This window comes from Sphingomonas sp. CCH21-G11 (assembly GCF_001555965.1).
In the GTDB taxonomy this organism is placed as follows: Bacteria; Pseudomonadota; Alphaproteobacteria; order Sphingomonadales; family Sphingomonadaceae; genus Sphingomonas.
Genome location: NZ_LSHX01000050.1, coordinates 27934 through 47604 on the forward strand (window position 1 = coordinate 27934; position 19671 = coordinate 47604).

Genomic DNA, 19671 nt, shown 5'->3' on the forward strand with positions numbered 1-19671 from the left:
TTTCAGCCTTTACATGGCGTTACCGCTAACCATTGCGTTCTGCTGATCGCTGGTCATCTCGTCGACGTCCGGGTCGGCATCGTCGATCGCGTCGGCGCGTGCTTCGCCTGCGTCCTCGATCCGATCGGTCACCGTTTCGTTGGCACCGGCGGCTTCCATCGCTTCGGCATTGGCCTCCGCCGCTTCCTCGGCGCGCTCGGCCAGCGCATCGTCGCCATCGCCGCCACAGGCAGCCAGCGGCAGGATCAGGGTCGCGGCGATGACGGCCGCCAGTTGCTTGCGCATCTTGTTTCTCCATCGGCCGCCCACGCGAGGATGCGTGGCGGACGACGGTGAACCCTTTACCCGGCCGCGCGGTTCCGCTCAGATGGTCGCGGAAGCCTTCACCCGGTCGGCGAAGCTCTTGCGCAACTTCTTGAGCTTGGGGGGAATTACCGCCAGGCAGTAGGGATTCCGCTGGCCTTCGCCCTGCCAATATTCCTGGTGATAATCCTCCGCCGGATACCATTCGCCCAGCGGTTCGATCGTGGTGACGATCGGCGCCGGCCATTCGGACGCGTTGCGCACGATCGCTTCGCGCGCCGCATCGGCCTGCTCGGTCGAATGCGGAAAGATCGCCGAACGATATTGCGTGCCGACGTCGTTGCCCTGACGGTTCAGCTGGGTCGGGTCGTGCGTGGCGAAGAACATGTCGAGCAGGTCGGCGTAGCTGACCTGTTCCGGATCGAAGCCGACGCGGATCGCTTCGGCATGGCCGGTATCGCCGCCGCACACCTGGCGATAGGTCGGGTTGGCGACGTGGCCGCCGATATAGCCGCTTTCCACCGACGTTACGCCGATCACGTCCTTGAACACCGCCTCGGTGCACCAGAAACAGCCGCCGGCCAAAGTGGCATATTCAGTCGCCATGTCGAAATCTCCTTCGCTTCGGCCTTTCAGATAGGAACGGGCGGGGGCACCGAAAAGCGGGATCGTCCGGGCATCGAATCCATACGCGGGGCGCGCGGGCAGGAAACTGGTTCATGCGGGGGCCGGAAAATGCTCCCGCAAAACCCCAAAGTCCCCGCGATCCGCTTCAATCCGGCGGCGTTCCGCTCTAGGGCCGGATCATCGGACTGGGCTGGATTCGGAAATGAAGGAGCGATGATGCGCGACGGGGCGGTGCTGGTGACGGGCGGCGCGGGCTATATCGGCAGCCACGCGGTGCTGGCGCTTTGCGATGCGGGCTGGCGGGTGGTGGTGATCGACAATCTCGTCACGGGCTTTGCCTGGGCGGTCGATCCACGCGCGACGCTGGTGCAGGGCGCGATCGAGGACGAGGCGCTGGTGCGCGTGACGCTTCGGGAACATGCGATCACCGCGATCATGCACTTCGCCGGATCGGTCGTCGTGCCCGAATCGGTCAGCGATCCGCTCAAATACTACCGCAACAACACCGCCGCGAGCCGTTCGCTGATCGAAAGTGCGGTCGCGTGCGGGGTGCGCCACTTCATCTTCTCGTCGACCGCGGCGACCTATGGCATTCCAGAGGTCGTGCCGGTGCGCGAGGAAGCGCCCAAGGCGCCGATCAATCCCTATGGCATGTCGAAGCTGATGACGGAAATCATGCTGAACGACGTCGCGGCGGCGCATCCGATCAACTATTGCGCGCTGCGCTATTTCAACGTGGCGGGTGCCGACCCCCAAGGGCGATCGGGCCAGTCGACCGCGGGGGCCACCCACCTCATCAAGGTCGCGGTCGAGGCCGCGACGGGCAAGCGCGCGCATGTCGGGGTGTTCGGGACCGACTTCGCAACGCCCGACGGCACCGGGGTGCGCGACTATATCCATGTCAGCGACCTGGCGGCGGCGCATGTCGATGCGCTCGACCTGCTGATCGGCGATCCTGCGGTCAGCCACACGCTCAATTGCGGCTATGGGCGCGGCTATTCGGTGCTCGAGGTGCTGGACGCGGTCGACCGCGTCACCAATGTGAAGATCGAGCGGCGGCTGGAGGGGCGGCGTGCGGGCGACCCGCCGGCGCTGGTCGCCGACAACCGGGCGATCCTGGCGGCGTTGCCGTGGCGGCCGCGCCATGACGATCTCGACCGGATCGTGCGCGATGCGCTGGCATGGGAGCGCGCGCTGGCCGAGCGCGCGACGGCATGACGTCGGGCGGATCGATCCCCCCTGTTCAGCCGCCCGCGCTTCTGGCTATGACCGGTGCCATGATGATTTCGATCCCCGCCCGTGCCGCGTTGCTCCTGCTCGCCATCGGCGTCGCCCCGCCGGCGGCTGCCCAGTCCGGTCTCGAACCCCGGGTCGACCGGCTGGAGCGCGAGATGCGCGCAGTCCAGCGCAAGGTATTCCCCAATGGTGCCGCGCCGACCGTCGAGCCGCAGATCACCGCGCCACAGACCACGACCGCACCGCCGGGCGCGCCGATCGCCAGCCCGATCGCCAATCTCGAGGCGCGTGTCGATGCGCTGGAGGGTCAGTTCACCACGCTGACCGGCCAGATCGAACAAACCCAGTTCCGGCTGCGCCAGATCGAGGAGCAGTTCAACGCCTATAAGAAGGCGACGGACGCGCGCCTGACCGCGCTCGAACGCGCCGCCGTCCCGGTGGACGCGCCCGCGATCGTGCCGACGGTGGGCGCGGCCGCACCCGCCACCGCAACCGGCACGGCGGCGGCCTCCGCAGTCGAGAAGCCCGACACCGGCGACGCGGGCGAGGACGACTATATCTACGGCTATCGCCTGTGGGCGGCGAAACAGTATCCGGCCGCCCAGACGCAGCTGAAAAAGGCCGTCGCGGCCCATCCCGACCATCGCCGCGCCAGCTATGCCCGCAACCTGCTCGGCCGCGCCTATCTCGACGGCGGCAAGCCGCAGGATGCCGCCAAGGCGTTCTACGACAATTACGTCAAGCTGCCGACCGGCGACCGCGCCGCCGACAGCCTGTTCTACCTCAGCAAGGCGCTGCAATCTCTGAAGGCTGCACCCGCGGAGATCTGCAAGGTCTATACCGCACTCGAAAGCGAATATCCGGGCAAGATCAGCCTGGAGCAGCAGGCCGAGGTCGATCGCGGCAAGGCGGCCGCCAAGTGCAAGTGAGCGCGTGACCGCGGCGCTCGATCCGCAGGCGGTCGAGCGGTTCCGGGGCGACGTGACCGCGCTGTTTGGCCGCGACTTCATGGCCGGCGACCGGATCGGGCTGGCGGTGTCGGGCGGCGCGGACAGCATGGCGATGCTGGCGCTGGCAGTCGCGGCGTGGCCGGGGCAGGTCCGTGCCGCCACCGTCGACCACCGGCTGCGCGCCGCCGCCGCAGACGAAGCGCGGATGGTCGCCGACTGGTGCACCGCGCATGACGTGCCCCACGCGATTCTCACGCCGCGGGACGCGCCCGACGCCGGCAGCGCGCAGGCGGCGGCGCGCGCGCTGCGCTATCGACTGCTGGGCGATTGGGCGCACGCGGAGAGTGTTATTGTCTTGCTGACCGCGCATCACGCCGACGACCAGGCCGAAACGCTGCTGATGCGACTGGCGCGCGGTACCGGCCTGCCGGGGCTGCGCGGCATTCCGGCGGCACGCCATGTGCCGGGCGAGGTCGCGGTCCTCCGTCCGCTGCTGGGCTGGCGGCGACAGGCGCTGCGCGCGCTGGTCGAGGCCGCCGCCATTCCCTTTGTCGACGACCCCAGCAACGCCGATCAGCGGTTCGAGCGGGCGCGGGTGCGCGCGCTGCTGGTCCGCGAGGCGTGGCTCGACCCCGACCGCCTGGCGCGCAGCGCGCGGGCACTGGCCGAGGTCGATGACGAACTGGCCGCGATCACCGACTGGCTGTGGGCCGACCGGCAGCGTGCGGGGGGCGACGCGGCCGACTGTGCGCTCGACCTGACGGGCCTGCCGCGCGAACTGCGCCGCCGCCTCGTCCGGCGTGCGATTTTGGCGGTGCGCGAACGTGCGGGCGTGGAAAGCCCGGAATTCGACACCGCGACTCGCATCGAATCGTTGCTCGACATGGTCGAGTCGGGCGCGCCGGCCAATCAGGGCGGGGTTCTGGTGACGCCGCGCGGCGCGATCTGGCAATTTCGGACAGAACCGTCGCGTCGATCAGGCTGATCGGCTTTGTTCCATTGCCATTAACCCGCGCGCGCTTATCTTGGGAGGCTGAAAGGTATCGCGCCCCATGAATGACAACGACAAGCAGCCCGACAACGGCACCAATCCCTGGATGAAGAGCCTGCTGATCTGGGTCGGCGTTCTGCTCGCGCTCGCGCTGTTCGTGTCGCTGCTCGACACGCGCAGCTCGCAGGGTTCGGGCGAATCGATCCCCTATTCGACCTTCCTCGACCGGATCGAGGAAGGACAGGTCAAGTCGGTCAACGTGTCGCCTGACGTGATCACCGGCAGCTTCTCGAACGACCAGCGGTTCCGCACCGTCGCAATCCAGGACCCGCAGCTGACAAACCGGCTGCGCGAGGCCGGGGTCGTGATCAACGGTCAGCCCCGGGAGAGCACGTCGATCTGGATGGTGCTGCTGTATAACTCGCTGCCGTTTCTGCTGCTGCTCGGCATCGCCTTCTTTGTGATCCGCCAGATGCAGAAGAATTCGGGCTCGGGTGCGATGGGCTTCGGCAAGTCGCGCGCGCGGCTGCTGACGCAAAAGGAAGGCAAGGTCACCTTTGACGATGTGGCCGGCATCGACGAAGCGCGCGAGGAGCTGCAGGAAATCGTCGAGTTTCTGAAGGATCCGACCAAGTTTGCGCGGCTGGGCGGCAAGATCCCCAAGGGTGCGCTGCTGGTCGGTTCGCCCGGCACCGGCAAGACGCTGCTCGCCCGCGCGATCGCGGGCGAGGCGGGCGTGCCGTTCTTCACGATCTCGGGCTCGGACTTTGTCGAGATGTTCGTCGGCGTCGGTGCAAGCCGTGTTCGCGACATGTTCGAACAGGCCAAGAAGTCCGCGCCGTGCATCGTCTTCATCGACGAGATCGACGCGGTCGGCCGCCATCGCGGCGCGGGCCTGGGCAACGGCAATGACGAGCGCGAGCAGACGCTCAACCAGCTGCTCGTCGAGATGGACGGGTTCGAGGCGAACGAAGGCATCATCATCATCGCCGCGACCAATCGCCCGGACGTGCTCGACCCTGCGCTGCTGCGTCCGGGCCGTTTCGATCGGCAGGTCGTCGTGCCGCGTCCCGACATCGACGGACGCGTGAAGATCCTGCAGGTTCACATGAAGAAGGTGCCGCTGGCGCCCGATGTCGAGGCGCGCACCATCGCGCGCGGCACGCCGGGCTTTTCGGGTGCCGACCTTGCGAACCTCGTCAACGAGGCCGCGCTGATGGCCGCCCGCAAGGGCAAGCGCCTGGTCGCGATGCAGGAATTCGAGGAAGCCAAGGACAAGGTCATGATGGGCGCGGAACGCCGTTCCATGGTAATGACCGAGGACGAGAAGCGCATGACCGCCTATCACGAGGCGGGTCACGCCATCGTCGCGCTGCACGAGCCGGCTTCCGACCCGATCCACAAGGCGACGATCATCCCGCGCGGCCGCGCGCTGGGCATGGTGATGCGCCTGCCCGAGCGGGACAGCTACAGCTATCATCGCGACAAGATGTACGCGAACCTGGCGGTGTCGATGGGCGGCCGCGTCGCCGAGGAGATCATCTTCGGTTATGACAAGGTGTCGTCGGGCGCGAGCGGAGATATCCAGTATGCGACCAAGCTGGCGCGCGACATGGTGACGCGCTGGGGGATGTCCGACAAGCTCGGCCCGCTGATGTATTCGGAGGGCGAGGAGGAAGTGTTCCTCGGCTATTCGCGCAACCAGAATTCGTCGATGTCGAACGAAACCGCACTCGCCATCGATGCAGAGATCAAGCGTATCGTCGAGCAGGGCTATGACAAGGCCAAGCAGCTGTTGACCGATCATGTCGATCAGCTCCACACGCTGGCCGGCGCGCTGCTCGAATATGAAACGCTGTCGGGCGACGAGATCAAGCGGCTGGTCGCCGGTGACGATATCGGTCGTCCGGATACCGGCGCGGTGGCGACGCCGACGGGCGTAGCCGGCACGTCGATCCCCAAGACGCGGCGTCCCAAGGGGCCGTTCGGCAATCCGGCCCCGCAGGGCGCGTGACCCCACCGGTGGCGGCCGTGACCGACAATCGCCCTCCCGCGGCACTCGCCGTGGGAGGGCTTTTTCTTGCCCTGCTGGCATCGCCGGTGCCCGTCCTGGCCCAGTCGTTGACGCTCGACGGCCTGCTGCCGGTGCTCAAACGCGTTGAAGCGCCGGGTACGCCCGACCCAGCCGATGTCGACCTGCTCAACCGCGAGCTGGGGGCGGCGGGTGCGGCCTATCGCGCGATGATCGACGCCGGGCCGGCCCCGGGCCAGCCGCGCCACAGCTGCCCGCCGCCCAAGGGCCAGGTGACGCTGACGTCGCGCGAGCTGATCCCGCTGATCGAGACGCTGCCCGAGGAGGCGCGGCGGATTCCGGTCCAGGACGGCCTCTTCCGCCTGATGGCGATCCGCTACCCCTGCTGATCTCGCAACCACCTCCGCGATCCCGGCTTGCGCCGGGCTTTGCGAAACGGAGCTTCATCATGGGCAAATTGCGTTTGCGCCGGTCCCTCGCGGTCCTGATCTGCGGATCGTTGTCGATGCCGGTTGCGGCCCAGGCGATGACGGTCGAGCAGTTTCTGACAAAGTCGCGGGCGTTGCGCGCCAAGGGCCTGCTGGCGATGGGGTCGCCCGACATCAAGCTGCTGAGGGACGAGGTTGTGGCAGCGGGTGCCGACTATCGTGCCGACCTGGCGCGCGACAAGGCGGCGGGCCGTCAGGCGCATAGTTGTCCGCCCCCGGCGGGCAAGGCCAATGTCAACGCGCGTGACCTGATCGCCGAGTTCGAGGCGATCCCGGCCGCGACCGCACGCACCACCAGCGTCAAGGCCGCGTTCTATGCGATGATGAAAAAGCGCTTCCCCTGCCCGGCCAAGTAGCTTCGGCCAAGTGACGCGCCGGACCCGTCGCGCTCAGCCGAGCAACCCCAGCCCCAGGAGCGCCACGAGGAATAGCGGGAAGATGAAGGAAACGATCATCAGGCTGAGGAACAGGGTGCGCACGATCGTCCGGAACCGCGTCGAGGGATAGGCGCCGCGAAGCTGGCGGTACATGTGGAGGATCGGGACGAAGGTCGCGATCGCGAAGATCCACCCATCGCCGAGCCCGATCGTCGCGGCGACCGACAGGATCGTGAACAGGATCGACATCGCCGCGATCGAATAAGTGACGAACACGGCATGGTCATAGCCATGATATTGCCGCCGCCATGCAAACATGATCCAGACGAACGGCAGCGACAGCGGGATCAGCAACCAGGAAAACTTGTAGCCGTTCGACTGCAGCTTGTAGAGCGCGAGGCCCGGGTTCTTGTTCGCTTTTTCGATCCCCTTGTCGAGCCGCTTCCACCCGGTCTCGATCCCGCCGATGATCCGGTTGCCGCTGCCGCGTGCGTCGATGACCGGCAGCATCCGGCCAAGCTCGCGATAGTCGCGCTCATAGTCCGCGATCTGTTTGGTGAGTTCGGCGCGCTTCGGGTCGGCCGCGCCCAGCTTGTCGCGATCCTCGATCGCCTCGCGGCGATTGTCAGCGATCCGCTTGTGCGTTTCCTCGATACCCGCGCGGATGGCGGTGTCGGACGAAATGTCGGTCGGCGGCGACAGGCCGACGATCGAGAACACCGCGAACATCGTGAATACCGAGAACAGGAAGAGCGCCATCGGCGACACGAAGCGCGCGCGCTCGCCGGCGATGTAACGCCGGGTCAGCTCGCCCGGTCGCCAGGCCAGCATCGGCAGCGTGCGCCATAATTTGCCGTCGAAATGCAGTACGCCGTGCAGGATGTCATGCCAGATCGCGCCCAGCGTGCGGTGGACGTGCGCCTGCTGTCCACAGGCGTGACAGAAGGCGCCGGTCAGCGCGGTGCCGCAATTGAGGCAGGCCCCGTGCGCGCCCGCATGCACACTTGTGGCGTCGCCCGCGCGCGGCTCGATCGTATGGCCGATCAGGCCGCCGGTGGCGATGTCGGCCGCTGCTTCCAAATCCCCCATGACGCTGGACTATCATCGCCATCCGCGCGATGCGAGTGTCGAGTGGAACGGGATTGCGCCCAATGGATGTGGATGCACTGATCGACGACATGGCGGCACGGGCACGCGCCGCGTCGCTCGCGCTTGCGGGCATGGCGACCGACGCCAAGGCCGCCGGGCTGCGCGCGGGCGCTGACGCGATCCGCGCGGCGTCGGATGCGATCGTCGCCGCGAACAGCGAGGACATGGCGCGGGTTGCCGCGGCGGGATTGTCGGGTGCGATGCTCGACCGGTTGCGGCTCGATTCCGCGCGGGTCGCCGCGATGGCGGATGCGGTCGCAGCGGTCGCCGGCCTCGCCGATCCCGTGGGCGAGACGATCGATTCGCGCACCGCGCCCACCGGCCTGCAGCTTCGGCGCGTGCGCGTGCCGATCGGCGTCATCGGCATCGTCTTCGAAAGCCGGCCCAACGTGACCGCGGATGCGGGTGCGCTGTGCGTCATGTCGGGCAACGCCGCGATCCTGCGCGGCGGATCGGAGGCGCGCGACAGCAACCGTGCCATCCACGCCGCGCTGGTTGAGGGACTGGCCAGCGCGGGGCTGCCCGTCGACGCGGTCCAGCTCGTGCCGACCACCGATCGCGCCGCGGTGGGCGCGATGCTGCGCGCGGCCGGGCGGATCGACATGATCGTCCCGCGCGGCGGCAAGTCGCTGGTCGCGCGCGTCCAGGCGGAGGCGCGCGTGCCGGTGCTCGCGCACCTGGACGGCATCAACCACAGCTATGTCGACGCCGCCGCCGACCCTGCGATGGCCGAGCGGATCGTCGTCAACGCCAAGATGCGCCGCACCGGCATTTGCGGCGCGACCGAGACGCTGCTGATCGACCGCGCCTATCCGGCACCTGCGCCGCTGCTTGCCGCCATCGTCGCCAGCGGCTGCGAGCTGCGCGGCGACAGTGCGGTCTGCGCGCTCGAGCCGCGTGCGCGGCCTGCCGGGGATGCGGACTGGGACACCGAATATCTCGACGCGATCCTGTCGGCACGCTTCGTCGATGGCGTCGACGGCGCGATGGCGCATATCGCCCGGCACGGGTCGCATCACACCGACGCGATCATCACCGCCGATGAAGCCACCGCCCGCCGCTTCCTGGCCGGGGTCGATTCGGCGATCGTGATGTGGAACGCCTCCACCCAGTTTGCCGATGGCGGCGAGTTCGGGCTCGGCGCGGAAATCGGCATTTCAACCGGGCGGTTGCACGCACGCGGACCTGTCGCGCTCGAGGGGCTGACGACTTACAAGTGGCTGGTGATCGGCAGCGGCCAAGCGCGCGCCTGATCAGGTACGCCGCCTTGCCAGCGGCCGCCGCGATCCCCATCTTTTGGTCGGGCCGCCCGGCCCGTTCCTCCAGCTCGAATCTTGATTCCTGGACCTCTTTTCGCGGGAGCATCACCCATGCGCTACAATCGTCTCGGCAATACCGGCCTGTTCGTTTCCGAACTCTGCCTTGGCACCATGACCTTTGGCGGGGGCGGTTTCTGGGAGCCGATCGGCAATCTCCAGCAGGATGACGCCGACGCGCTGGTGCGACGGGCGGTCGATGCCGGGGTGAATTTCATCGACACCGCCAATGTCTATTCGGCGGGTGTGTCGGAAGAGATCACCGGCCGCGCAATCCGCAACCTTGGCCTGAAGCGCGACGAGGTCGTCCTGGCGACCAAGGTGTTCGGCCAGATGGGCGATGGCCCCAACGGCCGCGGCGCGTCGCGCGCGCACATCATGGAACAGGTCAAGCAAAGCCTGAAGCGGCTCGATACCGACTATATAGACCTGTACCAGATCCACGGCTGGGATCCGGTGACGCCGATCGAAGAGCAGCTGCGCGCGCTCGATACGCTCGTCCAGCACGGGCATGTCCGCTATATCGGCGTCTCCAACTGGGCGGCGTGGCAGGTGATGAAGGCGCTCGGCATTTCCGAGCGGCAGGGCCTTGCCCGCTTCGAGACGCTCCAGGCCTATTACACCATCGGCGGCCGCGACCTGGAGCGCGAGATCGTGCCGATGCTGCGTTCGGAACAAGTCGGGCTGATGGTGTGGAGCCCGTTGTCGGGCGGCTATCTGTCCGGCAAATATCGCGGGGCCGAAGCCGAGGGCCGGCGGGTCAATTTCGATTTTCCTCCGCTCGACAAGACCCGTGCCGACCGTGTCGTCGAGGCGATGGCGCCGATTGCCGACGCGCATGGCCGCTCGATCGCGCAGGTCGCGCTCGCCTGGCTGCTCCATCAGCCGGTCGTGACCAGCGTCATCATGGGGGCGAAGCGCGTCGACCAGCTTGACGATAATCTAGCCGCCGCGACGCTGGAGCTGACGCGCGACGAACTGGCGGCGCTTGACGCGGTCAGCGCGCTGCCGCCCGAATATCCCGGCTGGATGTTCACCATGCAGGGCCGCTACCGCGCCGAAATGCTCGCCCAGACCCCGCATGGGGCGTGAGGCGGGCGTCGTCGACAATTCGGTCGTCACCCCGGGCTTGACCCGGGGTCCCGCTTTTCCGTGCTTGCAGAAGAGGAGCGGGACCCCGGCGCAAGGCCGGGGTGACGGTTCACCTTTCCTTGGTAATGCACCTCTTCTTGCGCGCGCGCACGCGCACTGGCATCCCGGCGGGCGATGAAGCGCATCGGATTGCTGGGCGGGTCGTTCAATCCCGCGCATCGCGGCCACCGCAACCTGTCGCTCCACGCGCTGCGGGCGCTGGGTCTGGACGAGGTGTGGTGGCTCGTTTCGCCCGGCAATCCGTTGAAATCGGGGGTCAGCGACATGGCGCCGTTCGAGGCGCGGCTGGCGTCGGCGCGGCGGATGGCGCGCCACGCGCCGATCCGGGTCAGTGCGATCGAGCGGCGGCTGAAGACCCGCTATACCGTCGACACGCTCGACAAGCTGCCGGGACTTTACCCGCGCCATCGCTTCATCTGGCTGATGGGCGCGGACAATCTGGTCCATTTCCACGAATGGCGGGGCTGGCGCGATATCGCGCGACAGGTTCCGATTGCGGTAATCGCGCGGCCAGGCTATGATGGGGATGCCCATGCAGGTGTTGCGATGGGTTGGCTGCGGCGCTCCGTGCGGCCCGCAGGCCAGGCAAAGCATTGGACGCGTTGGAGATTGCCGGCACTCGTGCTGTTGCGCTTCCGCCCTGATCCGACTTCCGCGACCCGGCTTCGTGCCGCGGATCCCGCCTGGCACCGGCAATTTTTGCCGTCCCCAACATCCGGCACGCGATCATCCCAACCCTAGGAGCTCCCTTGGCTATACCCGTTCAGGCGTCCCCCTCGTCCGACCCCGACCCGGTCGCGGCGCTGCATCAACTCGTGATGTCGTCGCTCGACGATGACCAGGCGGTCGAAACCGTGTCGATCCCGCTCGCGGGCAAATCGAGCATCGCCGATTACATGGTGATCGCGTCGGGCAAGTCGACGCGCCAGGTCGCGTCGATGGCGACCAAGCTCGCCGAGAAGATCAAGGCGCAGTTCGGCCGGTCGGCCCGCGTCGAAGGGCTGCCGACCGCCGATTGGGTGCTGATCGATGCGGGCGACGTCATCGTCCATCTGTTCCGCCCGGAAGTGCGCAGCTTCTATAATCTCGAGCGGATGTGGGCGTTCGGGGACACGACGCCGGTCGCCGGCACCGCCTGACCCGCGCCCGGCACCGCCCGCCGTGCTGCTGCACATCGTCGCGCGCGGGCGCATCGGGCGCGGGCCGGAGGCCGAGCTGGTCGACCGCTATCTGAAGCGCGTCACCTGGCCCGTGCGGGTCACCGAATTGCCCGACACCGGGGGGCGACCGCCGCCGCGCGAGGCGAACAGCCGCCTCGTCCTGCTCGATGAAAAGGGCGTGAACCTGCCCTCGCGCGACCTGGCGCAGCGATTGGGCGACTGGCGCGACGCGGGTGTGCGCGAAACGCGGTTCATGCTCGGCGCGGCCGACGGTTTCGACGATGCCGCGCGGGCCGAGGCAGATCTGCTCCTCTCCTTCGGCCGCCTGACCTGGCCGCATTTGATGGCGCGCGCGATGCTGGCCGAACAACTGTGGCGCGCGGCCAGCATCCTTGCCAACCACCCTTATCATCGCGAAGGCTGACGCGTGATGCGCCGCCTCGTCGCCCTGTCCTGCCTTGCCATCGCCGCCACCGCGACCGGCGCGGCGGGTCTCGCGCTCGCGACCCAGCCGCCGGTGGCGGGGCCGTCGCTCGATGCCCAGCGCGACCGGCTGCGCACCGCCAAGGCGCAGGCCGCCGCCGCCGATGCACGCGCACGCGAGCTCGACCGGCTGGCCGCCGCAGCCCGCGACGGGGCCCGCGCGGCCGCCGCGCGCCAGGCCGCGACCGAGGCGCGGATCCGCGCCGCACAGGCCGACATCGCCGCCGGTCGCGCGCGGATCGTGCTGGTCGAACGCGCTTTGGCGGATGCGCGCGACCGGCTGGCGGATCGGCAGGGCGTGATCGTGCGGCTGGTCGCCGCGCTGCAATCGCTCGCCAGCCGCCCCAGCGTGCTCAGCATTGCGCAGCCGGGGTCGACGAGCGACATCGTCCATGTCCGCGCGGTGCTGGGCACGGTGACCCCGGTCATCGCCGCGCGCAGCGCCGATGTCCGTCGCGAGGTCGAACAGGTGCGCCGGCTGCGCGGCGATGCCGGGCGCGCCGTCGCGGCGCTGACCGCGAGCCGCGACCGGCTCGACGCGCGGCGGCTGGAACTGGTCGCGCTGGAGGCCGAGCAGCGGCTGCGATCGCGCCGCCTGGCGCAAAGCGCGCTGCGCGAATCGGATCGCGCGCTTGCGCTGGCCGAGGAAGCACGCGAGCTGGTCGAAACGATCGACGAAACCCGGTCCGCGGGCGAGATCGCGGCCGACCTGAGCGCGCTCGCGGGCCCGCTGCCCCGGCCGCGGCAGGCAGGGGAGGGCGATCCGGGCGTCGTCGAACGCGGCGTCTATCGCCTGCCCGTTGTCGGCCGCGTCGTCGGCGGGCTGGGTGCGGCTTCCGATGCCGGGGTGCGCGCGCGCGGTTTGACGCTGGCGGTTGCGCCGGGCGCGGGCGTCGTCGCGCCCGCCGCCGGCCAGGTGATCTTCGCAGGCCCGTTCCGGAGCTATGGCCGCATCGTCATCCTCGATCACGGATCGGGCTGGACGACGCTGATCGCTGGAATGGACGCGATCGACGTCGCGCGCGGCGATCATGTCGGGGCGGGGGCGGCGGTCGGCCGGGCGGGCGCGCGCGACGACGGCCGGATCATGCTGGAACTGCGCCGCAACGGCGTGCCGGTCGATGTCGCGGCACTGGTCGGTTGAGGCGCGGTTTTCAGCCTGTGTTCAGCATGACGCGCCTTTGCTAGGCGGGATGAATGGCGCTATCGTGCGCCGTCACGCCAACAGGTTGAAAGTCATCGCCATGTTCCGCCCGCTTCTTCAGGCAACCGCGATCGTCGGCGCGCTCGCGCTGGTTCCGGTGGCGACCAGCGCGATGGCGCAGGTCGATACCGACAGTTTCCGCGAGCTCGACGCGTTCATGGACGTCTATAGCCGCGTCAAGTCGAGCTATGTCGACAAGGTCGACGACAAGACGCTGATGAAGGGCGCGATCCAGGGGATGCTGGCTGCGCTGGATCCGCACAGCTCCTATGTCGATGCGCTCGATTTCGAGAATCTCCGCATCCAGACCGAGGGCAATTATGGCGGGCTGGGGCTGACGGTCACGCAGGAGGACGGCGCGGTAAAGGTCATCTCGCCGACCGAGGACACGCCGGCGTTCCGCGCGGGCGTGAAGGCGGGCGATTACATCACCCACATCAACGGCAAGCTGATCTTCGGCGAAACGCTGGACGCGGCGATCGGCGAGATGCGCGGCCCGCCCGGGACGAAGGTGTCGCTGACGCTGGTCCGCGCCGGACAGGACAAGCCGATCGAAGTCTCGATGGTGCGCGAGATCATCGTCCAGAAGCCCGTGAAGTGGGAAGTGAAGGACAATGTCGGCGTCATCAATATCAACACTTTCTCCGCGTCCACGGGCGCCGATACGCGCGCCGCGATCCTGGCGATCGAGAAGTCGCTGGGCCGGAAGCCGCTCGGCTATGTCATCGACCTGCGCGACAATGGCGGCGGGCTGCTGAGCCAGGCGATCGAGGTTTCCGACGCGTTCCTGGATCATGGCGAGATCGTGTCGCAGCGCGGGCGCGAGAAGAACGACATCGAACGTTTCTATGCCGAGCCCGGCGACCTGACCGGCGGGTTGCCGGTGGTCGTGCTGGTCGATGCGGGCACCGCTTCGGCGTCCGAGATCGTCGCGGGTGCGATCCAGGATCATCACCGCGGCGTCGTGATGGGCGAGCGCACCTTCGGCAAGGGGTCGGTCCAGACGCTGCAGCAGCTGGGCCCGCAAACCGCGCTGCGGCTCACCACTGCGCGCTACTACACCCCGTCGGGGCGGTCGGTTCAGGAAGGCGGGATCGAGCCCGATCTGGTCGTGCCGCAGCTGTCCGATCCGGATTATAAGTCGCGCCCGGTGTTCCGCGAGGCGGACCTGCGCCGTCACCTGATCAACGAGGCCAAGGTCGACAACAAGGTGCTGGAGGAAGACGCCAAGGACGATCCGCGGTTCAGCGCGACGCCCGATCAACTCGAAAAGCAGGGCATCAAGGATTTCCAGCTGCACTATGCGCTTCAGTCGGTGAGCCGGCTCGGCCCGAAGACCGCGCTTGCCGCGGCGCCGGCCAAGGCCCCGGTCAAGCCGGCGGCCAAGCCCGCGGCCAAGGCAAAGGCGGGGACGCGCTGATCCCCGCGCGATCAACGCAATGACGGACGGTCTGGCCCCCGCGCGCACGCTCGCGCTCCTATTGCCGCTTGCCCTGATGGCGGGCGCGCTCGGCTCGCAATATCTGGGTGGCCTGTATCCGTGCGAGATGTGCCATTGGCAACGCTGGCCGCATTATGCCGCCATCGTCCTCGCCGCGATGGCATATGCCGTTCCCGGCCGGGTCAACAGGCGGGCGTTGGTCGCGCTGGCGGCGGTCGCGATCGCGATCAGCGGTGCGATCGGCATTTTCCACGCGGGGGTCGAATATCACTGGTGGGAAGGGATCACCGCCTGCACGGCCAGCTTCACGCCGGGTCAGGACACGCTGACCGCGATCCTCAACGCGCCGCTGGTGCGTTGCGACGCGCCGCAATGGACGCTTTTCGGAATCTCGCTGGCGGGATTCAACGCCCTCTTTTCGCTGGGCGGCGCGATCGCCATATGGATGTTGTTGCGACAAAGGAGACGGGGATGAACGCCGCAAAGCCGGGCGACCGCGATATCGATGTCGCCGCGATGATCCGCGTCAACCAGGCGGGGGAATATGGCGCGACCCGCATCTATGCCGGGCAGCTGGCGGTGATGGGCGAACGCCACCCCGCCGCGCGCGAGATCGCCGGCATGGCAAGCCAGGAAGAGCGTCACCGCGCCTTTTTCGACCGGCTGATCGCCGAGCGCGGCGTGCGGCCGACGCTGTTGCAGCCGGTGTGGGACGTGGCGGGATATGCGCTGGGCGTGGTGACCGCCGCGATCGGGCCGGAGGCCGCGATGGCCTGCACGGTCGCGGTCGAGACCGAGATCGACGCGCATTACCGCGAACAGCTCGACCAGATCGGCGATACCGATCCCGAGCTCGCCGCCGCAGTTGCGGCGTTCCGCGACGAGGAGCTGGAGCACAAGGAGGCCGCGCTTCAGGCGGGCGCCGAACGCACCCCCGGTTATCCGGTGCTGTCCGCCGTAATCCGGGCGGGATGTCGTGCCGCGATTGCGGTATCCAAACGTATCTGACATCGTCGGACACTGGCCGGCGCGTTCGAGGAGTAGACCATGAAGCTGATCGTCAATTCGCTGCTCCTCGCCGGCATGATGGCGGTGCCACCGCTGGCCGCGCCGGCTCATGCGCAGGTGCGCGGCGGTACGCTGGTGATCTATGGCGATGACAAGTGCCCGACGAACGATGCGGGCCAGGAAATCTATGTCTGCGTCCGCCGCGACGAGGCCGAGCGTTTCCGCATCCCCAAGGAGTTGCGCGAGTTCGAGGTGACGCCGGAGAACGAAAGCTGGGCGCAGCAGCAGGAAACTGGCGTCGAGGCGACCGAGGCCGGCATCGGCAGCTGCTCGGCGGTCGGGCTGGGCGGGGCGACGGGATGCTATGGCGAGCGCGCCGATGCCTATCGCGCCGAGCGCCGCGCGCGCAAGAAGGCGGAATCGAACATCCCGCTGCCGTGATTGCGCGTCGCCTGCACCCGGCATAGGCTTCGCCACGGGGCAACATCGTCGGGGGACGATCATGGCGACACAGGCGAATGCACAGCCGTTCGGGGCGAACCGCGCCCGGCCGCTGGCGGCAGACGGTTACGAAAAATTTCTGGCGATCGCGGCGCTGGTGCTGCTGGCGGCGGTGCTGGTCGCGCTTGCTCGCGGTGCCACCCAGTGGGGCCGCGTGCCGCCGTTCGTGTGGCTGCATCTCGGGACGATCCTGGTCGCCCTGGGGCTGACCCCGCTGATGCTGCTCGGCCGGCGCGGGGACCACCGGCATCGCTGGCTCGGGCGGATATGGGTCGTCGCGCTGACCGCGACGGCGCTGATCAGCTTCGGGATTCGCGACGCTAATGACGGGCGGTTCAGCTTCATCCACGCGCTGTCGGCCTGGACGTTGATCCAGGCACCGCTGATCTGGTGGACGGCGCGTACCCACCGCGTCGCGCGCCACCGCCGCGCGGTCCGTTCGATGGTAACCGGCGCGCTCTTGATCGCCGGTTTTTTCACCTTTCCGTTCAACCGTTTGCTCGGTCAGTGGTTGTTCGGTTGATCGCTTCGTGCTCGACAGGCGCGCGATGCGAACATAAAAGGAACGCATGGCGCAGCTCGACATCCGGCAGAAGCTCGAAATCCTGGCCGACGCGGCCAAATATGATGCGTCCTGCGCATCCTCCGGCACGGCCAAGCGCAATTCGCGCGGGGGCAGGGGGCTGGGCTCGACCGAAGGCATGGGCATCTGCCACGCTTATGCGCCGGACGGCCGCTGCATCAGCTTGCTCAAGATCCTGCTGACCAACAGCTGCATCTTCGACTGTCATTATTGCATCAATCGCAAAAGCTCGAACGTGCGGCGCGCCCGCTTCACCGCGCGCGAGGTCGTCGACCTGACCCTCGATTTCTACAAGCGCAATTATATCGAGGGGCTGTTCCTGTCCTCGGGCATCATCCGCACCTCCGATTACACGATGGAGCAGCTGGTAGAGGTCGCGCGGTCGCTGCGCGAGGACCATGATTTCCGCGGCTATATCCACTTGAAAACGATCCCGGACGCCGATCCCGAATTGGTCGCGGCGGCGGGGCGGCATGCCGACCGGGTGTCGATCAACGTCGAGCTGCCGACGGCAGGCGGGCTCGCCCGGCTGGCGCCCGAAAAATCGGTCGCGCGGATCGAGGGCGCGATGCACGACATGCGCGACGCGATCGTCGACCATCGCGACGCGCGCAAGCGCTACCGGCATGCGCCCCGCTTCGCGCCGGGTGGCCAGTCGACCCAGATGATCGTCGGGGCGGATGCGGCGACCGATCGCGACATCGTCGGCAAGGCCGCATCGCTGTACGACCGCTTTGCGTTGCGTCGCGTCTATTATTCGGCATTCAGCCCGATCCCGGATGCAAGCGCCGTGCTGCCGCTCCAGCGTCCGCCGCTGATGCGCGAGCACCGGCTGTATCAGTCCGACTGGCTGATACGCTTCTATGGATTTCAGCCGCGCGAAGTGGCCGATGCGGCGGACGGGGCGACCGGAATGCTGCCGCTCGATATCGATCCCAAGCTCGCCTGGGCGCTCAAGTTTCGCGACTGGTTTCCGGTCGATGTCAACCGCGCCCCGCGCGAGGCTCTGCTGCGCGTGCCGGGGCTGGGGGTGAAGGCGGTGAACGCGATCGTGACCGCGCGGCGCTGGCGGCGGCTGCGGCTGGACGATGTCGCGCGCCTGACCGTGTCGGTCGCACGCGTCCGCCCGTTTCTGATCGCGGAGGATTGGCGGCCGGTCGCGCTGGCCGACTGCGCGTTGCAGCCGCGAACGCCGCCTGCGGCGACGCGTCAGCTCGAGCTGTTCGCCGCCTGAAGACGCGCGCCGTGCATCAAATCACCCTTGATGCACCCGATGATTTTGACGGCTGGCGCGATGCCGCGCGCACGCTCGCCCTGGCCGGCGTTGCGCCGGGCGAGGTGGCATGGCGCGTGGGTGACGCGGCAGGCGACCTGTTTGCCGCCGATGCCGCGCTGCCCGCGGCGCGCATCGCGCCGGATGCGTTGCGCGTGTCGCGCCGCTTCCTTGATCTCGCGCGCTCGGTCGTCATGCACGCCGCGCCGGAACGCTTCGCCCTGCTCTATGCAATGCTGGTGCGGCTGTCGGATCAGCCGGGCCTGATCGAGGATCGCGCCGACCCGGCGCTGCGCACGCTGGAACGCATGGCGCAGGGCGTGCGCCGCGACATTCACAAGATGCGCGCCTTTGTCCGCTTCCGCCAGCTCGTCGACGATCAGGGTGAACGCTACGTCGCTTGGTTCGAGCCCGAACATCACATCGTCCGTCACAATGCGCGCTTCTTCGTCGATCGGTTCAACACGATGCGATGGACGATCCTGACGCCGGAAATCACGATCGACTGGGACACGCGCGCGCTGCGCGAGGGGCCGGGCGCGACGCGCGGCGATGCACCCGACGACGATCCGGTCGAGGCGGCGTGGAAGACTTATTATGCCGCGACCTTCAACCCCGCGCGCGTCAAGATCGGCGCGATGATGAAGGAGATGCCGCGCAAATACTGGCACAATATGCCGGAAACCGCGTTGGTGAAGGGGCTGATCGCCGAGGCCCGCCAGCGTGAGCATGCCATGATCGAGGCTTCCCCAGACGCGACGACCGCCCGCCCCCCCGACGTGCCCGGCAATGGCGATCCGTGGTCGCTGCTGCGTGCCGAGGCCGCCACGTGCCGCCGCTGTCCGCTGTGGCAGCCGGCGACCCAGACGGTGTTCGGCGAAGGGCCGCGCGATGCCCGCCTGATGCTGGTCGGTGAACAGCCCGGCGATCAGGAGGACCTGGCCGGTCGGCCGTTCGTGGGTCCGGCGGGCCAGATGCTCGACCGCGCGCTGGCAGAGGCCGGGATCGAGCGGGCGGAGACCTATGTCACCAACGCCGTCAAGCACTTCAAGTTCGAGCCGCGCGGCAAGCGGCGCATCCATGCCAAGCCCGATGCGGGCGAGATCGAGGCGTGCCGCTGGTGGATCGACCAGGAAATCGCGCTGGTCCAGCCCCGCCTGATCGTTGCACTGGGCGCGAGCGCCGCGCGATCGCTGACCGGCAGGGCGGTGACGATCGGACGTGAGCGCGGACGCGAGATTGCGCTGGCGAGCGGCATGGCGGGCTTCATCACGATCCACCCGAGCTTCCTGCTGCGCATCGACGATCGCGCGCGTGCGGACGCGGAATATGCCGCGTTCGTGCGCGATCTGGCCGCGGCACGGGCAATTGCGGCGGGGTAAGGGGGGACGATCGAG

General features: G+C 68.1%; 22 protein-coding genes. 19 read left to right on the top strand and 3 right to left on the bottom strand.

Translation table 11 applies throughout. The features are described 5' to 3' along the window. Positions 1-9: 9 nt before the first annotated feature. Together AX676_RS13160 and msrA are read right to left on the bottom strand one after the other, a co-directional pair. The gene (locus AX676_RS13160) at positions 10-285 is read right to left on the bottom strand and encodes a hypothetical protein (RefSeq protein WP_066481452.1); all 276 of its coding nucleotides are present in this window, start codon (positions 283-285) and stop codon (positions 10-12) included. 78 nt (positions 286-363) lie between these two features. After that, positions 364-909, bottom strand: coding sequence for a peptide-methionine (S)-S-oxide reductase MsrA (gene msrA / locus AX676_RS13165; RefSeq protein WP_066481463.1), 546 nt, complete (start codon positions 907-909; stop codon positions 364-366). A gap of 237 nt (positions 910-1146) precedes the next feature. Here msrA and galE point away from each other — a divergent pair, with 237 nt between their 5' ends. From galE to AX676_RS13195, 6 genes are all read left to right on the top strand, one after another. After that, positions 1147-2148, top strand: a complete 1002-nt coding sequence (gene galE, locus AX676_RS13170; protein ID WP_066481676.1) for a UDP-glucose 4-epimerase GalE — start codon at positions 1147-1149, stop codon at positions 2146-2148. Positions 2149-2207: 59 nt separating this feature from the next. Next, positions 2208-3095 (top strand): tetratricopeptide repeat protein, encoded by an 888-nt coding sequence (locus AX676_RS13175; protein WP_082730917.1) that lies wholly within the window; start codon positions 2208-2210, stop codon positions 3093-3095. A gap of 4 nt (positions 3096-3099) precedes the next feature. Continuing rightward, positions 3100-4101 carry a tRNA lysidine(34) synthetase TilS gene (tilS, locus tag AX676_RS13180; protein WP_066481469.1) on the top strand — a complete coding sequence of 334 codons (1002 nt, stop codon included), beginning with the start codon at positions 3100-3102 and terminating at the stop codon, positions 4099-4101. Positions 4102-4168: 67 nt separating this feature from the next. Further along, positions 4169-6121, top strand: a complete 1953-nt coding sequence (gene ftsH / locus AX676_RS13185; protein WP_066481472.1) for an ATP-dependent zinc metalloprotease FtsH — start codon at positions 4169-4171, stop codon at positions 6119-6121. A gap of 50 nt (positions 6122-6171) precedes the next feature. Next, a complete protein-coding gene (locus AX676_RS13190; protein ID WP_156437794.1) occupies positions 6172-6528 on the top strand; it encodes a hypothetical protein in 357 nt (118 codons plus the stop codon). Positions 6529-6587: 59 nt separating this feature from the next. Next, entirely contained in the window at positions 6588-6983 is a 396-nt protein-coding gene (locus AX676_RS13195) for a hypothetical protein (RefSeq protein WP_231726680.1), read from the top strand. A 33-nt stretch (positions 6984-7016) separates the two neighbouring features. On the opposite strand, the gene AX676_RS13200 is transcribed toward AX676_RS13195, so the two are convergent. Then, positions 7017-8093 (bottom strand): DUF3667 domain-containing protein, encoded by a 1077-nt coding sequence (locus AX676_RS13200; protein ID WP_066481475.1) that lies wholly within the window; start codon positions 8091-8093, stop codon positions 7017-7019. Between the two features lie 35 nt (positions 8094-8128). On the opposite strand from AX676_RS13200, the gene AX676_RS13205 reads away from it, so the two are divergent. From AX676_RS13205 to AX676_RS13265, 13 genes are all read left to right on the top strand, one after another. Continuing rightward, the gene (locus AX676_RS13205; RefSeq protein WP_443026095.1) at positions 8129-9406 is read left to right on the top strand and encodes a glutamate-5-semialdehyde dehydrogenase; all 1278 of its coding nucleotides are present in this window, start codon (positions 8129-8131) and stop codon (positions 9404-9406) included. Positions 9407-9523: 117 nt separating this feature from the next. Continuing rightward, positions 9524-10561 carry an aldo/keto reductase gene (locus AX676_RS13210; RefSeq protein WP_066481481.1) on the top strand — a complete coding sequence of 346 codons (1038 nt, stop codon included), beginning with the start codon at positions 9524-9526 and terminating at the stop codon, positions 10559-10561. Between the two features lie 156 nt (positions 10562-10717). Then, positions 10718-11362 carry a nicotinate-nucleotide adenylyltransferase gene (locus AX676_RS13215; protein ID WP_269450172.1) on the top strand — a complete coding sequence of 215 codons (645 nt, stop codon included), beginning with the start codon at positions 10718-10720 and terminating at the stop codon, positions 11360-11362. Between the two features lie 77 nt (positions 11363-11439). Then, the gene (gene rsfS, locus AX676_RS13220; RefSeq protein WP_066481486.1) at positions 11440-11760 is read left to right on the top strand and encodes a ribosome silencing factor; all 321 of its coding nucleotides are present in this window, start codon (positions 11440-11442) and stop codon (positions 11758-11760) included. Positions 11761-11782: 22 nt separating this feature from the next. Next, positions 11783-12205: a 23S rRNA (pseudouridine(1915)-N(3))-methyltransferase RlmH gene (locus AX676_RS13225; protein ID WP_066481491.1), complete on the top strand. Its 423-nt coding sequence runs from the start codon at positions 11783-11785 to the stop codon at positions 12203-12205. Positions 12206-12211: 6 nt separating this feature from the next. Then, positions 12212-13408 (top strand): murein hydrolase activator EnvC family protein, encoded by a 1197-nt coding sequence (locus AX676_RS13230; protein ID WP_082730914.1) that lies wholly within the window; start codon positions 12212-12214, stop codon positions 13406-13408. Positions 13409-13508: 100 nt separating this feature from the next. Next, positions 13509-14888 (top strand): S41 family peptidase, encoded by a 1380-nt coding sequence (locus AX676_RS13235; protein WP_066481492.1) that lies wholly within the window; start codon positions 13509-13511, stop codon positions 14886-14888. 19 nt (positions 14889-14907) lie between these two features. Beyond that, positions 14908-15384 (top strand): disulfide bond formation protein B, encoded by a 477-nt coding sequence (locus tag AX676_RS13240; protein WP_066481494.1) that lies wholly within the window; start codon positions 14908-14910, stop codon positions 15382-15384. Next, a complete protein-coding gene (locus AX676_RS13245; RefSeq protein WP_066481496.1) occupies positions 15381-15917 on the top strand; it encodes a demethoxyubiquinone hydroxylase family protein in 537 nt (178 codons plus the stop codon). The genes AX676_RS13240 and AX676_RS13245 overlap by 4 nt, the downstream gene beginning before the upstream one ends. A gap of 39 nt (positions 15918-15956) precedes the next feature. Then, entirely contained in the window at positions 15957-16358 is a 402-nt protein-coding gene (locus AX676_RS13250; protein ID WP_066481498.1) for a hypothetical protein, read from the top strand. Positions 16359-16419: 61 nt separating this feature from the next. Continuing rightward, positions 16420-16941 carry a DUF2306 domain-containing protein gene (locus AX676_RS13255; RefSeq protein ID WP_066481503.1) on the top strand — a complete coding sequence of 174 codons (522 nt, stop codon included), beginning with the start codon at positions 16420-16422 and terminating at the stop codon, positions 16939-16941. Positions 16942-16987: 46 nt separating this feature from the next. Next, entirely contained in the window at positions 16988-18235 is a 1248-nt protein-coding gene (locus AX676_RS13260; protein ID WP_066481505.1) for a putative DNA modification/repair radical SAM protein, read from the top strand. An 11-nt stretch (positions 18236-18246) separates the two neighbouring features. Next, positions 18247-19656: a UdgX family uracil-DNA binding protein gene (locus AX676_RS13265; RefSeq protein ID WP_066481507.1), complete on the top strand. Its 1410-nt coding sequence runs from the start codon at positions 18247-18249 to the stop codon at positions 19654-19656. Positions 19657-19671 lie beyond the last annotated feature (15 nt).

Bases quoted from the DNA above. Each gene is read 5' to 3' on its own strand.
- AX676_RS13160 (WP_066481452.1), bottom strand. From the start codon at position 285: ATGCGCAAGCAACTGGCGGCCGTCATCGCCGCGACCCTGATCCTGCCG.
- msrA (WP_066481463.1), bottom strand. From the start codon at position 909: ATGGCGACTGAATATGCCACTTTGGCCGGCGGCTGTTTCTGGTGCACC.
- galE (WP_066481676.1), top strand. From the start codon at position 1,147: ATGCGCGACGGGGCGGTGCTGGTGACGGGCGGCGCGGGCTATATCGGC.
- AX676_RS13175 (WP_082730917.1), top strand. From the start codon at position 2,208: ATGATGATTTCGATCCCCGCCCGTGCCGCGTTGCTCCTGCTCGCCATC.
- ftsH (WP_066481472.1), top strand. From the start codon at position 4,169: ATGAATGACAACGACAAGCAGCCCGACAACGGCACCAATCCCTGGATG.
- AX676_RS13195 (WP_231726680.1), top strand. From the start codon at position 6,588: ATGGGCAAATTGCGTTTGCGCCGGTCCCTCGCGGTCCTGATCTGCGGA.
- AX676_RS13200 (WP_066481475.1), bottom strand. From the start codon at position 8,093: ATGGGGGATTTGGAAGCAGCGGCCGACATCGCCACCGGCGGCCTGATC.
- AX676_RS13210 (WP_066481481.1), top strand. From the start codon at position 9,524: ATGCGCTACAATCGTCTCGGCAATACCGGCCTGTTCGTTTCCGAACTC.
- rsfS (WP_066481486.1), top strand. From the start codon at position 11,440: ATGTCGTCGCTCGACGATGACCAGGCGGTCGAAACCGTGTCGATCCCG.
- AX676_RS13230 (WP_082730914.1), top strand. From the start codon at position 12,212: ATGCGCCGCCTCGTCGCCCTGTCCTGCCTTGCCATCGCCGCCACCGCG.
- AX676_RS13235 (WP_066481492.1), top strand. From the start codon at position 13,509: ATGTTCCGCCCGCTTCTTCAGGCAACCGCGATCGTCGGCGCGCTCGCG.
- AX676_RS13240 (WP_066481494.1), top strand. From the start codon at position 14,908: ATGACGGACGGTCTGGCCCCCGCGCGCACGCTCGCGCTCCTATTGCCG.
- AX676_RS13245 (WP_066481496.1), top strand. From the start codon at position 15,381: ATGAACGCCGCAAAGCCGGGCGACCGCGATATCGATGTCGCCGCGATG.
- AX676_RS13250 (WP_066481498.1), top strand. From the start codon at position 15,957: ATGAAGCTGATCGTCAATTCGCTGCTCCTCGCCGGCATGATGGCGGTG.
- AX676_RS13255 (WP_066481503.1), top strand. From the start codon at position 16,420: ATGGCGACACAGGCGAATGCACAGCCGTTCGGGGCGAACCGCGCCCGG.
- AX676_RS13260 (WP_066481505.1), top strand. From the start codon at position 16,988: ATGGCGCAGCTCGACATCCGGCAGAAGCTCGAAATCCTGGCCGACGCG.